The 14,199-nt window shown below is 45.0% G+C and carries 15 protein-coding genes; 6 read left to right on the forward strand and 9 right to left on the reverse strand.

The genetic code is table 11. The features are described 5' to 3' along the window. Positions 1-142: 142 nt before the first annotated feature. From CLV31_RS08305 to CLV31_RS08320, 4 genes are all read right to left on the reverse strand, one after another. A complete protein-coding gene (locus tag CLV31_RS08305) occupies positions 143-1,426 on the reverse strand; it encodes a NupC/NupG family nucleoside CNT transporter (protein ID WP_111392428.1) in 1,284 nt (427 codons plus the stop codon). 81 nt (positions 1,427-1,507) lie between these two features. Beyond that, positions 1,508-2,104: a bifunctional nuclease family protein gene (locus CLV31_RS08310; protein ID WP_111392429.1), complete on the reverse strand. Its 597-nt coding sequence runs from the start codon at positions 2,102-2,104 to the stop codon at positions 1,508-1,510. Positions 2,105-2,109: 5 nt separating this feature from the next. Next, the gene (locus tag CLV31_RS08315; protein ID WP_111392430.1) at positions 2,110-3,078 is read right to left on the reverse strand and encodes an electron transfer flavoprotein subunit alpha/FixB family protein; all 969 of its coding nucleotides are present in this window, start codon (positions 3,076-3,078) and stop codon (positions 2,110-2,112) included. A 35-nt stretch (positions 3,079-3,113) separates the two neighbouring features. Further along, positions 3,114-3,851, reverse strand: a complete 738-nt coding sequence (locus CLV31_RS08320) for an electron transfer flavoprotein subunit beta/FixA family protein (RefSeq protein WP_111392431.1) — start codon at positions 3,849-3,851, stop codon at positions 3,114-3,116. Between the two features lie 74 nt (positions 3,852-3,925). Here CLV31_RS08320 and CLV31_RS08325 point away from each other — a divergent pair, with 74 nt between their 5' ends. Both CLV31_RS08325 and CLV31_RS08330 read left to right on the forward strand, forming a co-directional pair. Continuing rightward, entirely contained in the window at positions 3,926-4,258 is a 333-nt protein-coding gene (locus CLV31_RS08325; RefSeq protein WP_111392432.1) for a tetratricopeptide repeat protein, read from the forward strand. Between the two features lie 99 nt (positions 4,259-4,357). Then, the gene (locus CLV31_RS08330) at positions 4,358-4,849 is read left to right on the forward strand and encodes a hypothetical protein (RefSeq protein ID WP_111392433.1); all 492 of its coding nucleotides are present in this window, start codon (positions 4,358-4,360) and stop codon (positions 4,847-4,849) included. Here CLV31_RS08330 and CLV31_RS08335 read toward each other — a convergent pair. The 3 genes from CLV31_RS08335 to CLV31_RS08345 form a co-directional block, all read right to left on the reverse strand. Further along, a complete protein-coding gene (locus CLV31_RS08335; protein ID WP_111392434.1) occupies positions 4,839-5,837 on the reverse strand; it encodes a zinc-binding dehydrogenase in 999 nt (332 codons plus the stop codon). The two genes, CLV31_RS08330 and CLV31_RS08335, sit on opposite strands and share 11 nt — an antisense overlap. A 6-nt stretch (positions 5,838-5,843) precedes the next feature. Next, positions 5,844-7,430, reverse strand: a complete 1,587-nt coding sequence (gene dnaB, locus CLV31_RS08340; protein ID WP_111392435.1) for a replicative DNA helicase — start codon at positions 7,428-7,430, stop codon at positions 5,844-5,846. A gap of 330 nt (positions 7,431-7,760) precedes the next feature. Next, positions 7,761-8,468, reverse strand: a complete 708-nt coding sequence (locus tag CLV31_RS08345; RefSeq protein ID WP_111392436.1) for a lycopene cyclase domain-containing protein — start codon at positions 8,466-8,468, stop codon at positions 7,761-7,763. A 138-nt stretch (positions 8,469-8,606) separates the two neighbouring features. Here CLV31_RS08345 and CLV31_RS08350 point away from each other — a divergent pair, with 138 nt between their 5' ends. Together CLV31_RS08350 and CLV31_RS08355 are read left to right on the forward strand one after the other, a co-directional pair. Beyond that, positions 8,607-9,974 carry a UDP-N-acetylmuramate--L-alanine ligase gene (locus tag CLV31_RS08350; RefSeq protein WP_111392630.1) on the forward strand — a complete coding sequence of 456 codons (1,368 nt, stop codon included), beginning with the start codon at positions 8,607-8,609 and terminating at the stop codon, positions 9,972-9,974. Continuing rightward, positions 9,964-10,770: a 3'-5' exonuclease gene (locus CLV31_RS08355; protein WP_111392437.1), complete on the forward strand. Its 807-nt coding sequence runs from the start codon at positions 9,964-9,966 to the stop codon at positions 10,768-10,770. The genes CLV31_RS08350 and CLV31_RS08355 overlap by 11 nt, the downstream gene beginning before the upstream one ends. Positions 10,771-10,863: 93 nt before the next feature. On the opposite strand, the gene CLV31_RS08360 is transcribed toward CLV31_RS08355, so the two are convergent. Beyond that, positions 10,864-11,658 carry a M48 family metallopeptidase gene (locus CLV31_RS08360; protein WP_111392438.1) on the reverse strand — a complete coding sequence of 265 codons (795 nt, stop codon included), beginning with the start codon at positions 11,656-11,658 and terminating at the stop codon, positions 10,864-10,866. Positions 11,659-11,870: 212 nt separating this feature from the next. On the opposite strand from CLV31_RS08360, the gene CLV31_RS08365 reads away from it, so the two are divergent. Next, positions 11,871-12,374, forward strand: a complete 504-nt coding sequence (locus CLV31_RS08365) for a DUF4442 domain-containing protein (protein ID WP_111392439.1) — start codon at positions 11,871-11,873, stop codon at positions 12,372-12,374. Here the strand turns inward: CLV31_RS08365 and CLV31_RS08370 are convergent. Beyond that, positions 12,371-13,105: a peptidase associated/transthyretin-like domain-containing protein gene (locus tag CLV31_RS08370; protein WP_111392440.1), complete on the reverse strand. Its 735-nt coding sequence runs from the start codon at positions 13,103-13,105 to the stop codon at positions 12,371-12,373. The genes CLV31_RS08365 and CLV31_RS08370 overlap by 4 nt on opposite strands. Before the next feature lie 115 nt (positions 13,106-13,220). Here CLV31_RS08370 and CLV31_RS08375 point away from each other — a divergent pair, with 115 nt between their 5' ends. Further along, positions 13,221-14,099 carry a glutamate--tRNA ligase family protein gene (locus CLV31_RS08375; protein ID WP_111392441.1) on the forward strand — a complete coding sequence of 293 codons (879 nt, stop codon included), beginning with the start codon at positions 13,221-13,223 and terminating at the stop codon, positions 14,097-14,099. Positions 14,100-14,199: the final 100 nt, after the last annotated feature.

The raw sequence follows: 14,199 nt of genomic DNA on the forward strand, positions 1-14,199 counted from the left end.
ACTTTACACTTTCTAATTGTTTTTCTTTTCAATCTTCTTAAATGATGCCTGGTTCTGGGTTAAGAACTTTTCCAAAGTTTGGAACTTTGGAAAAGTTGTAGGACTATATCTAACTTCTTGCGTCTGAAATCTAGCGTCTGAATTAAAACAGCATTCCCGCAATCGTCGCAGTCATCAGACAAGCCAAAGAAGCGGCCAACAGCGATTTCAATCCCAGCCTGCTTAAGTTGCCCTGCTGATTGGGCGCGATGATGGATATCCCTCCCAGCTGAATCGCAATCGAACTGAAATTAGAAAATCCACAAAGCGCATAGGTAGCGATGACAATCGATTTTGCATTTAACGTCGCTGCTTCTTTCATCTCGGAAAGGCTCAGGTATGCCACAAACTCATTGATTACCGTCTTTTGCCCCAATAAACTACCTACTTGTAGGCTATCAACCCAATCCACTCCGATAATCCAGGCAAACAACCGAAATATCTGTCCAAAAATATATTCCAAAGAAAATCCTTTAAACTGTCCTCCGGTGCTGGATTCTACCCAAGCATTCAACCCGGTGTATTCCCCTATCATTCCGCTCAGCCCATAATTCACCGCTGCTATCACCGCGATAAATGCCAGCAACATTCCGCCCACGTTGAGTGCTAACTTGAGTCCTTCGGCTGCACCGATCGACATGGCATCGATCAGATTGACTCCCATGGCCTCTTCATTCACTTGGAGTTTATCCTGTTTGATTTCTTTCTCAGTTTCCGGGATGAAAATCTTGGAGAGTACAATCGCCGCAGGCGCATTCATAATACTTGCACCCAAGAGATACGCCGCAAATTTGCTTTGCTCTTCCAAACTATCCCCTCCCAAAAAGGCCACATATCCTGCTAAAACCCCTCCTGCAATTGTAGCCATCCCTCCTGTCATCAAGCACATCAGTTCAGACTTACTCATTTGAGGAATAAAGGGTCTGACCAAAAGCGGGGCTTCCGTTTGGCCCAGGAAAATATTGCCTGCCGCAGAAAGGGACTCAGGACCGGAAAGCCTCATCGTCCTTGCCATAACCCAAGCAATGCCGTAAACGATTTTCTGTAAAATCCCCAGGTAGTACAAACCAGAAGAAACCGTAGAAAAGAAGATAATCGTGGGAAGCACTTTAAACGCGAAAATGAAACCGAAACTGTCTCCTGCCAAATCTCCAAAAATAAACCTTGCTCCAGCTTCACTGAAACTGAGGAACTTGACAAATCCTTCAGATAGCAGCTGAAATCCGTCTTTGACGAACTCCACCTTTGTAATCAGAAATCCAAAAACCAATTGAAGTGCAATACCGATGACGACCAGTCTCCAGTCGATTTTTTTTCGATTATTTGAAAAAATAAATGCCACCAAAACGATGACGGCCAGACCAAGGGCTCCTCTTAAGTAATCCATGCATTGAGATTAATACCAGGGGCTAAAAATAGGCCAATATTGGGCAAGAAAAAAGCCCTGAAAAAATTCAGGGCTCAGGTATCAGTTTCTTTTGTTGATCTCATCCCGAATTCGGGCCGCTCGTTCATAGTCTTCATTGTTGATTGCCTTTTCAAGCAATTGATTCAACTTATCGAGACTATAATCCTTCAGTGAGCCTTCTTTTGTGGCGGCCGGCTTTGGAGCGGGTGCTTTAGGAACCTTTGTTTCTTCCCGCTTTTCCTCTTCTGTAAACTCAATCCCTGCTTCAGCCATGACTTTTTCTGAACAGAATATCGATGCGCCAAATCGAACCGCAATCGCAATCGCGTCAGAAGGACGTGAATCTATCTCTGATTCTACTACGCTGCTTTTACAGTGAATTTTGGCGTAAAAAACGCCCTCCTTCATGTCTGAAATGACGATTCTTTCGATATCAAACTGAAATTGGTCAGCAAAGGACTTGAATAAATCATGGGTCATAGGCCGATTGGGTATGATCTTTTCTATCTCGATGGCAATGGCCTGAGCTTCAAACATTCCAATGACTATCGGCAACCTTCTGATACCATCCACCTCTCCCATGACCAGCGTAAAAGATCCTGATTGAGAGTGATTGGACGAAAGTCCCAAGATTTCCAGTTCTACCAGTTTTTCCACAAAAATTAAAGTTCTGCTTTAAGTGCGTCAGTAAGTTTGGGTACTATCTCAAAAGCATCTCCTACTATCCCGTAATCCGCTGCTTTGAAAAATGGCGCTTCCGGGTCTTTGTTGATCACCACAATGCACTTTGAGGAATTAACACCTGCAAGATGTTGAATCGCGCCTGAAATTCCTACTGCGACGTATAAACTAGGTGCAACTTTTACCCCGGTCTGACCCACGTGCTCGTGATGTGGCCTCCATCCGATATCGGATACTGGCTTGGAGCAACCCGTCGCCGCACCCAAGGTTTTTGCAAGATCTTCCAGCATACCCCAGTTCTCCGGGCCTTTCATTCCACGGCCACCGGATACCACAATATCCGCCTCGGGTAAAAGCACTTCTCCGGTTGCTCTTTCAGTAGAGGTAATTTTGGAAGCAAAATCCGAATCTGAAATTGTCACAGAAAGATTCTCCACGACTGCCTCAGTACCGTCTGTTTTCAAATCCACCGCATTTTTTTTGACCGCCAGAATTTTATTCTCGGTAGTCACGGTGGTTTCGGCAAATGCTTTTCCGGTATAGATACTTCTTTTGACTACATACCCTGCTGAGGTGGAAGGCAATTCAACTACATTGGAAACCAAGCCAGCATTCAGCTTGATCGCCAAGCGGGCTGCTACAGCATCTCCCAGGGAAGATTTGGCCAACACCAGAGTTTTCGCCCCAACAGCAGCGAATGCCTGGGCTACAGCGGTAGCATGGGCCTGAATAACCCCTGCGTTTAATCTCTCATCGCTGGAATGCAGAACTTTGGCAGCACCGGCTTTACCCACGGCGGCCAATTCATCTGCAGAAACTGTCCCCAAAGCTACTGCCACCACCTCACCTTCGCCCGTTTTACCGGATAGCGCATGAGCAAATGACACGGCTTCCAAACTGGTTTTTTTTACTTTACCTTCTGCGTGTTCTATATATACAAGGATTGACATAACCTCTTGATTTTATTTGGATTATTGGAAATTAATTAAAGTACTTTTGCCTCGTTTTTGAGCAATTTCACCAATTCGGAAACCTGATCTTTGTCGATCAGTTTCACCGAACCTTTTGCAGGAGGCAACTGATAGCTTGATGCTTCTGCCTGGGTTTTCTGGGTCACTGCCTCCACCACGTTCAATGGCTTGGTTCTGGCGGACATAATACCTCTCATATTTGGAATTTTCCACTCGGCAATGGGTTCTTGGCAACCTGCAATCAAGGGCAACTGCGCCTCCAAATACTCTTTCCCGCCTTCGATTTCTCGGGCCATTTTCACGGTATTTCCTTCCAGGTCCAGTTTCATTACCGGTGAGAAAGATGGCATTCCCAACAATTCCCCAACCATGCCATGAACCATCCCTCCATTGAAATCAATAGATTCTCTGCCCATTAAGATCAACTCATACCCTCCTTCTTTGGCGTAATGCGCGATCTGCTTGGCTACAAAATAGGAGTCTTTCGGAAAAGCATTGACCCGGATCGCATCATCTGCTCCGATTGCCAAGGCCTTGCGTAGGGTGGGCTCGGTCTCAGCTTCACCTACATTTAATACCGTAAGACTGCCTCCCGTCTGATCCCGCAACTCGACTGCCCTTGCCAAAGCGTAATCATCGTAAGGTCCAATAATAAATTGAACCCCAGTAGTATCAAACTTGGTATTGTTGGCAGTAAATTGAATCTTGGAAGTCGTATCCGGTACGTGTGTGATACAAACAAGAATCTTCATTGGTTTAGAGTTAGATTATTTTAGATTTATTTCGCGTGAAAATAACAGGCAAAGCCTAATTAAAAAAACAATTCATGAGCAATTTGGACAGGATTCAAGTCTTGAGAAACTATATTTTGGAGGAACCACAAGATCCATTTAACCATTATGCGCTGGCTCTTGAAATCAAAGAAAAAGACCCCGCAGAGGCACTCAGGATATTTGAATATGTTTTGGAAAATTTCCCGAATTATCTGCCTGCCTACTTCCCTTCTGCCCATTTTTTCATTGAGCACCACCAATGGGAAAAAGCAAGACAGGTCTTTGAAAATGGAATCAAACTGGCCTCTCTCCAACAAAACGAGAAGGCACAAAAAGAGCTGAAAAATGCGTATCAGAATTTCTTGTTTGAAACGGACCTGGAATAAAAACTGACCAAAAGACGCACTAACTCCGCTAACTCATTAGGTTGTTCTATTTTTAACCTGTATTTTGATCAACCCTGTAACCAACACCCCGGAATTCAAATGATCACTCAAGAGGAAATGCTTTCACACTTTTATTCCCATCTCAAATCTCAGGGGAAGAAGTACAAAAAAAAGAGCCTTATCAAAGCAAAAAAGGCAAAGCCAGGTCTTGTGGTGGTCACCCGAACCAGTGATGGAGAAGAAACCAGAAATACCGCAGAAGAAGGAGATTGGTTGGTTGAAAACCAAACTTCTGCCGAGGAAAAGTACTTGGTAAAAGCAGAAACTTTTGAAAAAAAATATACCCTGAGACATTCTATCGGAGATGGTTGGGGATGCTACAGTCCGAAAGGGGAAATATATGCCAAGGAAATGACCGCGGCGGATCTTGCGGCATTGGGTGCCCAAGATATTTTGGAGTTTCAGGCGCCATGGAAAGAAACCGTCATTATCAAACCCGGAGACTACCTGGTCATCCCCACTGACAAATCCGAGATTTACCGCATTGCTTGGAAGGAATTTGGAGAAACCTACGAAGTCGTCAAGGAGTAAGGACGATCTTGCCCAGCTGAAGCCCTTTTTTCATCCGATCGAATGCTTCCACTGCCTTTTCCAAAGGAAAAACTCCATCGACTAGCGGGTGAATTTGATACTTTTCCACGAGCTCCATCATTCCGTCAAAATCCCGGTCTGATCCCATCGTAGATCCCATAATCTTCAGCTGGTTCCAAAAAATCTTCCGGGCTTCCAGCTTCCCGGGATTCCCCATAGTCGCCCCATAAAATACAATTCTGCCACCGGGTTTTGTTACCGATATGAGCTGATTTAAAGGATCTCCGGCCGCTCCGTCAATAATCAAATCAAAACCTCCGGTTTGGTCCAAAGCTTCCTGAACCCAAGCCTCGGAGGTATAATTAAAGGAGGCTTTCACCCCAAGCGAAAGCGCCTTTTGTGATTTTTCTTCTTTACTGCTGCTGACATAGACCTCTGCTACCAAAGCCAACGCAAATTGAGCGGCAAATTGAGCCACTCCTCCACCGATTCCGGTGACCAATACTTTTTCACCGGATTTGACTTGTCCCTGATACACCAAAGCCCGAAAAGCGGTCAGCCCGGCCAATGGTAAAGCTGCCGCTTCCTCCCAAGTCAAGTGGGAGGGCTTGGAGTGAATCCGATCAGCCGGCACAGCTACATACTCTGCCAAGGTTCCATTTCTCGGCATTCCCAGAATTTCAAAATTCCTGCTCTGCACCAACTGATTGGCTCCCCAATGAAGGGCAGGATTAATGATCACTTCTTTTCCCAGCCAATGGGAAAATTCATCAGATCCCACGGTTTCTACAATCCCTGCTCCATCCGATCCCAAAACAATTCCATCCTTGAGATTGGGATACAATCCTTTTCGACTCCATTCATCCCGATGATTAAGGGCTGCTGCTTTGATTCGTACGATGACCTCGTCCTTCTTAGGCTCTGGCAAAGGCAAATCACTCAACTGGATTTTATCCTCCAGGGCTCTGTTTAATACTATTCCTTTCATAGATTTTTAGAATGGCGCCGGATCATTTCCTCCTTTGAACACCCGATCCATGTCATCTTCGTTGGCCTTACTTGGGAGTTTGATGGTATTGCCGGAGTCAAAAGAAGACACTCCCGAAGCGCTGGAAGTAAACTTATGCGAATAACTCACCTCTCCGGATTGATTGGATGGATAGTTGATACCGCCGTCCAAGTCGGTAAACTTGGTATATTTTCCAATAAAGCGAAGTTTGACATTTTCCAAAGAACCATTACGGTGCTTGGCGATGATGACTTCCCCTACCCCTTGGGTAGATGCTCCGCCTTCGTCTTCCGTGATGCCATAGTATTCCGGACGGTAGAGAAACATAACCATATCCGCGTCTTGCTCTATCGCTCCAGATTCCCGAAGATCCGAAAGCTGGGGACGCTTGTCTCCACCTCTCGTCTCCACCGCTCGGGAAAGCTGAGAAAGTGCAATGACAGGGATGCTCAATTCTTTGGCGATTTTTTTCAATGCCCGTGAAATACTGGCAATTTCCTGTTCCCGGTTCCCTCCTTGGCCCCCGCTTTTCGAATCACCCGACATCAGCTGCAAGTAGTCAATGACCACCATCTGAATATCATGCTGGGCCTTTAGCTTTCGGCATTTGGCCCGCAGTTCCAAAATAGAAAGGGCCGGTGTATCATCCACAAAAAGCGGGGCTTTGGATAGTTTGGCCGTTTTATGTACCAACTGGGCCCACTCATGATCGGCCAAAGTTCCTTTTTTGATTTTTTCAGAATCCAATTCAGCTTCCGAGGAAATCAATCGATTGACCAATTGGACGGAAGACATCTCCAAAGAAAAAATCGCTACCGGACGGCTATGGTCTACCGCTGCATTTCGAAGTACAGACAACACGAATGCTGTCTTTCCCATCGCAGGTCGGGCCGCGATGATCACCAAATCTGACTTTTGCCAGCCCGAGGTCACTCGATCCAAGGCTGTAAAACCTGATGGAACGCCGGTAAGTCCGTCCTTTTGGTTTTTTCGCTCCTCCAGTTCAGCAATTGCATCCCGCATGATGGAGCGCATGTCAGAGTAATTTTTCCGGATATTTTTCTCAGAAATTTCAAACATGGACTGCTCCATTTTATCCAGAAGCTCAAACACATCCGTGGTATCTTCGAAGGCATCCTTCTGGATTTCGGAAGAAATGCGGATCAGTTCTCTTTTGATGGATTGCTCGGTGATGATCCGTGCGTGATACTCAATATTGGCAGCTGAAGCCACCTTGGAAGTCAATTCGGTCACATAAAATGCCCCTCCGGCCACTTCCAGTGCGCCATTTTTGCGAAGCTGCGTAGTGACGGTCAAAAGGTCAATGGGCTGACTTTCGGTAAAAAGATCCAAAATCGCCTGAAAAATCACCTTGTGCGATTCCTTGTAGAAGCTTTCGACTTTCAGAATATCGATCACATTGGTCAGAGCGTCCTTTTCCAGCATCAAAGCACCCAAAACCGCCTCTTCCAGCTCGACCGCCTGAGGTGGAATTTTCCCAAGAAGATTGGCAGGATTGTCAAAAGAAGGTTTTTTGCGGGTGATGCGGGGTTGGTTGGTATTTTCAGTCATAAAGCAAATGTATCGGCTGGAAAGGAAGAGTTTTGAACAAGTTTTCCAAAACTTATCAACATGTCCTTTTCATCTGTTTATAATTTGATTTTTAATGGCCAGATGGAATGCCCCGGATAATCATTCCCCTGTGTGAGAAGCATTTTCTCATGGGCATTTCACGTGATTATAATTTGATTTTTAATGGTCAGACCTGCCTACCGAAGGCAGGTAGCCTGTCCTGATCTTTTATTGGGAGAATGCCCTGGATAATCATTTCCCTCCCGATCCGCCGCGACGGACGGGACAAATTGCGAGAGAAGCATTTTCTCATGGGCCTTTCAGCAAAAATCAAGCCTCAGAAGTGGAGGCATCTTTGTAATAAACTCCATTGCGATAACCCCTAAACATGGAGCAGAGAACGGCCCAGCTAAAGTGCCATAGCATCTCCGAAACGGGGATACTCAAAATTTTATGTCCCAGGATTGGCTCATCATTGAGCATTCCATACGTATCCCAAAAGTGAGGATACAACACCCCAAAGGTGATGTAATAGATCACCATCACAATCCCCAAGGTAGAAACTCCGGAAATCAGGGAAATTTGGATCAGGTCGGGCCGCTGAATCCAGATGTAAATCGCCAATCCCATAAAAGTGAGGAAAGTCACGTACCCCGAATGAATCTTCAGCACCAAACTAAAAACCGTCAGACTGGTGCATCCCAAGACCCAAAGGATAAAGAAATCCCTGTTTTTGGCGGGAGTTTGCCTGTCATAATCAATTTCCCTCCTAGTATATGCAGAATGAATGTATCCTCCCACCCCAAACATGGCAAAGCCAATAATAAAGTCCTCAATTCCCGGCCAACCTTCTGCCAAAATCATAGGTGGCCTCCAATAATCATGGAAATACCAAACCTCTGCGATGATCCCCATCAGACCTCCTATGATTCCTACTTTTATCATCCCACTCTTCCAGGGACTTCTCAAGTAAATAACCCACCAGGCTAGCAAATAGAGCAAAGCCATAGTCAAATACGCAAACTTATCAGGCAGCATCTCGGTCAAAAATTCAATCGGCCGAAATTAGCCAAAAACCCGACCCCTAAAAAAATCTCAGAAATGAAAAATGAGGTTTTCCTTGGCTCAGGATTTTTATTTTTAAGTTTGAGGTTCTTATTCAAGATTTTTCCTTTTATGAAAAAGTATCATTTCATCGCTATTGGTGGGGCGGTCATGCACAATCTCTCCTTGGCTTTGGTCAAGAAAGGTTATCAAATTACCGGCAGCGATGATGAAATTTACGAACCCTCCCGAACCAGACTCGAAAAAGCGGGAATCTTACCTGAAAAACTGGGTTGGTTCCCGGAAAAAATCCATGCAGACCTGGATGGAATCATCTTGGGTATGCATGCCCGAATCGATAACCCGGAATTGATTCGAGCTCAGGAATTGGGGATTCCGGTATATTCCTTTCCAGAATTCATTTTCAATCAAAGCCAGGATAAAAAACGGGTGGTCATCGCCGGTTCACATGGCAAAACCTCCATCACTTCCATGATTCTCCACGTGCTCAAGGATCAAGGGATGGATTTTGACTACCTTGTTGGAGCCCAAATCGAAGGTTTTGAATTGATGGTGCGGCTATCGGATGCTCCGGTTATTGTGATCGAGGGGGATGAATACCTGACCTCTCCGATCGACCGGACACCCAAGTTTTTTCATTACCGACATGACATTGCTTTGGTCAGCGGAATCGCTTGGGATCATTTCAATGTTTTCCCGGATTTTGAGGAATACAAGGCACAGTTTTCCAACCTGATGGATCGAACTCCCAATGACGGGAAATTGATCTATTGCGAAGTAGATCCACTGGTGAAAACTGCTTCGGAGAAATCCTCAACCAAGGGACAAAAACAACCTTATCAGGCTCATCCTGCCAAGATCATTCAAGGAAAAACCCATCTCATCACTCCAAAGGGAGAGGTAGAAATCGGGATTTTCGGAGATCACAATCTTCAAAACCTCCAAGGAGCTCTGTATATCTGTGAATCTTTGGGATTGAGCCCAGATCAATTTTACCAATCCATCCCCACCTTCAAAGGAGCAGCAAAACGACAGGAAATACTGGCTCAAAGTGAAAACGGAATTCTGTTTCGGGACTTTGCACATGCTCCTTCCAAGCTCAAGGCGACGGTCAATGCAGTGAAAAATCAGTTTCCTGAGCGAAAACTGATCGCTGTGCAGGAATTGCACACCTATTCTTCCTTGAACAAGGCCTTCCTGCCCAACTATGCCCATACCATGGACGAAGCCGATGTCGCAGTGATTTACCTCAATCCGCACGCGGTGGCATTAAAGAAACTGGAGCTGATGGACGAAGCCACACTTCAGGAGGGATTTAAGCGAAAAGATTTGATCCTATTCACAGAAAGTGCAGCTTTAAGAGATTTTCTCCTAGCACGGGACTATTCCCATACCAATCTGCTTTTGATGAGTTCGGGCAATTATGACAATCTGGACCTCGAACCGCTAAAAGCCAAATTTCAAACACATGAAGCTTAACGTTAAAAACCCTATTGCATTTTTTGATCTGGAAGCCACCGGCACCAATGTATCCACCGACCGAATCGTGGAAATCTCGATCGTCAAACTGACCCCTGACGGGGGACAGCAGATCTATACCCGACGAGTGAATCCCGGAATTCCCATTCCCTTGGAAGCCTCGCTCATCCATGGCATCTATGATAAGGACATCAAAAACGAACCCCATTTTAAGGACATTGCCCGAGAGGTGTTCAACTTTATCGGTCATTCGGATTTAGCCGGATTCAATGTGCTGAAATATGACATTCCGCTTTTGGTGGAAGAGTTTCTTCGTTCGGGAATCGATTTTGATCTGGACCGAAGAAATCTGCTGGATGCCCAGAAGATTTTTCACCTGATGGAAAAGAGAAACCTGAGCGCTGCTTACAAGTTCTATTGCGGAAAAAAACTTGAAAATGCCCATAGCGCTGAGGCCGACACCTTGGCAACTGTAGATGTGTTTAGAGCCCAAATCGAACGATACTTGGGCGAAGAAGTGGAAGACCTTCAGGGAAACAAACTGGGAGTATTTGAAAACGACATGAAAAAAATCCATGAATTGGTGAATGAAAAAATGGTGGACTTAGCCGGTCGTTTTGTTTTCAATTCCCAGGGCCAGGAAATTTTCAATTTCGGCAAGCACAAAGGAAAAACCATCGAACAAGCGCTGAAGGAGGAACCGGGATACTACGAATGGATGATGAAAGGAGATTTCCCATTGGACACCAAGCGAAAGCTGACTCAGGTGAAATTGCGAGCACTTACCAATCGTTGAAAAAAGCAATTGCCAAGATAAAGGTTCAGGGTTCGATGTTCTAGGTTTCAACCACCTAGAACTCCGAACCCTGAACTATTTTAACCCAAATTTTTATCTGGCCGCGGTATAATACTCCATGGCTTTGGCCATATTGGAGTTGAGTCGTTCGATTCGTCGATCAGGACCCGGGTGCGTGGAGAGAAATTCCGGAGGAGCGGCCCCACCTGCCGCTGACATTCTTTCCCAAAAAATCGGCGCTTGCCTTGGATCATATCCTGCCATCGCCATAAAGATCAATCCCATTTCATCGGCTTCCAATTCGTGTTTTCTGGAAAATTTCAACATCCCCAATTGAGAACCTGCACCCACACCCTGAAGGATAATTTGCTGCATCAGGGTCGGGTTCTGCCCCATTGCGGCAGCGGCTCCACCGAGCAGTCCGTTGAGCAACATACTGTTGGAAATTCGCTCTCTGGCATGTGAAGCGACTGCATGGGCAATCTCATGCCCCATTACCACAGCGATTCCTGTTTCGTCTTTGGTAATCGGTAAAATTCCGGTGTAAAACGCCACTTTACCTCCCGGCATACACCATGCGTTAACCTGATCACTTTCCAACAAGTTGAATTCCCAAGCCAAATCGTTGACTAAATCCCCATATCCGTTATCCTTCAGGTATTTTTCCACAGATTTAGCCATCCGATTCCCCACATTGACCACCATTTGGCCATCTTTGGTATTGGTAAGCAATTTATTGGCTTTGAGTGCTTTTTGGTATTCTTCATTGACCAGAGGCTGCAACTCGGAACTTCCGATCAGGGCCAATTGACTGCGGCCTGTCAGAGGAACTTTTGCGCACGCATAGGCCATCAATCCAAGAACAAAAATTAAGGCTATCTTTTTCATAGGTATATAATTTGTAATTTTTTTCAAGGTCAAAAGGAATCTTCCGAGGATGGATAATTATTCCAGTTTGTAACTTTTATCAACATGCCGGCCTGCCTCAGACAGGCTCCATTTTATGTTTCAGCTTGTTTAGATGTCAATAAAAATTCAAAAAGAGTACCAAGGTTCGGCTCAGCGACAATTTTTCTTAATTTGATACAAATTCGTCAAGTATGAGCACAAACCAACTATCCACACTAAATCCTGCTGCACGGGAATACCAAAGGAAGATGACCCACCCGGTGATTTTTTGGTTGGCCATGCTGATCAAATTGCCCTCAGCAGTCTTTTGGAGATTGAAAGTCAAAAAACTTGATCAGGAAGCCTGTGAAGTAAGCATTCCCTATTTTTGGAGGTCTCAAAATCCCTTCAGGTCCATTTACTTTGCCGCTTTGGCGGGTGCTGCAGAATTGAGTACCGGAGCGCTTTGTCAGTTGGCATTGGCAGGAAGGGGAAGTTTCAGCATGTTGGTTGTGGATTTTCGGGCAGAGTATTATAAAAAAGCCAATACCAAAATCATTTTTGCCTGCGACCAAGGATTGGAGTTGTTTGAACGGATCGACCAAATGAATCCCGGAGACACCTCGCAATTGACTATGGTTTCTACCGGAAAAAACACTTCCGGTGAAGTGGTCGCAAAATTCTTTGTCAATTGGTCTTTCAAGCGGAAAAATTAATCCGACAGGTAATTCTCAATCCTAAAAAACTCACGGAGCGCATTCAGTACCCGCTCCTTGGACCAGTCCAAAAACTCATGTGCTTGATGAAATTCATTGAACCTGACAATGGTATGATCCCATTGCGTCCGATCTAGGCGATAATTGGCCATCAATTCATTGCGGATCGAATCAGAATCAATGACTTCCAGGTAACCTGCTCTCCTCCTGAGCCATTCCAATTTCTCCTCATACTGCCTGAGTTGCCTGTTTCGTTTGGTGAAATAACTGATGGGACCATAGATCACCAAGACGCCTTGAGGAGAATCAGAACTGATGGTCCCCAATCCGACTTGCTGACTTAGCCTTTTTTCAGCTTCCGGCTCATCTTCAGACAGGTAAAGTTTCCCATCTTTAAAACGAAACCGATAAGGTTCAGCTTTGACTTGGAAGGTAGGGAGTAGTCTGGCCCGATCCTGAAGTTCCAAAAGCATAAACCGCTCCTCATTCAGTACAATTTTTCTTTCCAAAAATCCCGGAAAACTTAACTGAAGCGTATCGCCCATGATCGCCGAGATCGAAAAATATCCTCTGGAATTGGTTAGCACCTTGTTTTTGCCCAGCACCGAGACCTCTACTCCCTCCAGGTATTTTTTATCCAAGGCATCAATCACATTACCTGAATAAGTCACCTGACCGTAGGCATTCCAACAGAGGAGTAATCCAAAAACGAGAAAAAGATGGGGTTTCATTGAATATCAAAGGTATCCAATGAATCGGAATAGGGTAAACCACCCGTGTTAAAAGAGTTTAAGGAGAATTTAATTTTCTAAAATTGATCCCTTCAGAAAGTTTTACCTTTGAGACATGAAGTTTACGCTTACCCGCATCGCCCCTACCCCAAGTGGATTTCTGCACCTTGGAAATGCCTTTTCTTTTCTTTTGACCCAGGCGATAGCCAAAAAATCCGGAGCTAAAATTCTCCTCAGAATCGATGATCTGGACAGGGAAAGGTACCGTTCCGAGTATGTGCAGGACATTTTTGACTCCTTGGATTTTCTGGAAATCCCCATCGATCAAGGCCCTAAATCTCTGGAGGAACTGGAATCCGAATGGTCACAGGTGCATCGAATGTCGCTCTATGACCAAGCTTTGGAAAACCTAAGGCAAACCAAACGGGTCTTTGCCTGCGATTGCTCAAGAAACAAAATCCAACAAATGGACTCCCGGGGATACTATTTAGGTCAATGCCTGGACCGAAGAATTCCGCTTGACCGACCGGAAACAGCCTGGAGGATCAATACCTTGGATTCAGATTTTATTTCATTTACTGAATACCCGCAAGGAAAAAAGACGGATTTGATTCCAGAGGAAACGGCTTTTTATATTGTCAGAAAGAAAGACAAGCTGCCTGCTTATCATTTGACTTCTGTAGTGGACGACATCCATTTTGGGGTAGATTTGGTTGTAAGAGGGATTGATTTGTATCCTTCTACCCTCGCCCAGCTGGACTTGGCCGGACATCTTGGGAAAGAAAGCTTTGGCCAAATCACCTTTCTCCATCATGAACTCATCCGGGGTGAAAATCAGTCCAAACTTTCTAAATCCACAGGAGCTACTTCCATCCAATTTTTGAGAAGAGATGGAAAAAAACTCAGAGATATCTATCTCATCCTAGCAAAAATGAATGGAAAGGAAGTAGAATTTCTGGAAACAGAAGACCTAAATCTGGTGCTGGGTATTTAAAGAAAAATGGCTCCGTTATTACTTCGGAGCCATTTTATTCTTCCTTTTTCGAAAATTTAAATGAATATACGGAATCTTGCCAGTAGCATTTCTAAAGGTC

It is taken from the genome of Algoriphagus aquaeductus, from assembly GCF_003253485.1.
GTDB classification, from domain to species: domain Bacteria; phylum Bacteroidota; class Bacteroidia; order Cytophagales; family Cyclobacteriaceae; genus Algoriphagus; species Algoriphagus aquaeductus.

Coding starts and splice junctions, on each gene's coding strand:
- CLV31_RS08305 (WP_111392428.1), bottom strand. CDS start 1,426: ATGGATTACTTAAGAGGAGCCCTTGGTCTGGCCGTCATCGTTTTGGTG.
- CLV31_RS08315 (WP_111392430.1), bottom strand. CDS start 3,078: ATGTCAATCCTTGTATATATAGAACACGCAGAAGGTAAAGTAAAAAAA.
- CLV31_RS08320 (WP_111392431.1), bottom strand. CDS start 3,851: ATGAAGATTCTTGTTTGTATCACACACGTACCGGATACGACTTCCAAG.
- CLV31_RS08325 (WP_111392432.1), top strand. CDS start 3,926: ATGAGCAATTTGGACAGGATTCAAGTCTTGAGAAACTATATTTTGGAG.
- CLV31_RS08330 (WP_111392433.1), top strand. CDS start 4,358: ATGATCACTCAAGAGGAAATGCTTTCACACTTTTATTCCCATCTCAAA.
- CLV31_RS08335 (WP_111392434.1), bottom strand. CDS start 5,837: ATGAAAGGAATAGTATTAAACAGAGCCCTGGAGGATAAAATCCAGTTG.
- dnaB (WP_111392435.1), bottom strand. CDS start 7,430: ATGACTGAAAATACCAACCAACCCCGCATCACCCGCAAAAAACCTTCT.
- CLV31_RS08345 (WP_111392436.1), bottom strand. CDS start 8,468: ATGCTGCCTGATAAGTTTGCGTATTTGACTATGGCTTTGCTCTATTTG.
- CLV31_RS08350 (WP_111392630.1), top strand. CDS start 8,607: ATGAAAAAGTATCATTTCATCGCTATTGGTGGGGCGGTCATGCACAAT.
- CLV31_RS08355 (WP_111392437.1), top strand. CDS start 9,964: ATGAAGCTTAACGTTAAAAACCCTATTGCATTTTTTGATCTGGAAGCC.
- CLV31_RS08360 (WP_111392438.1), bottom strand. CDS start 11,658: ATGAAAAAGATAGCCTTAATTTTTGTTCTTGGATTGATGGCCTATGCG.
- CLV31_RS08365 (WP_111392439.1), top strand. CDS start 11,871: ATGAGCACAAACCAACTATCCACACTAAATCCTGCTGCACGGGAATAC.
- CLV31_RS08370 (WP_111392440.1), bottom strand. CDS start 13,105: ATGAAACCCCATCTTTTTCTCGTTTTTGGATTACTCCTCTGTTGGAAT.
- CLV31_RS08375 (WP_111392441.1), top strand. CDS start 13,221: ATGAAGTTTACGCTTACCCGCATCGCCCCTACCCCAAGTGGATTTCTG.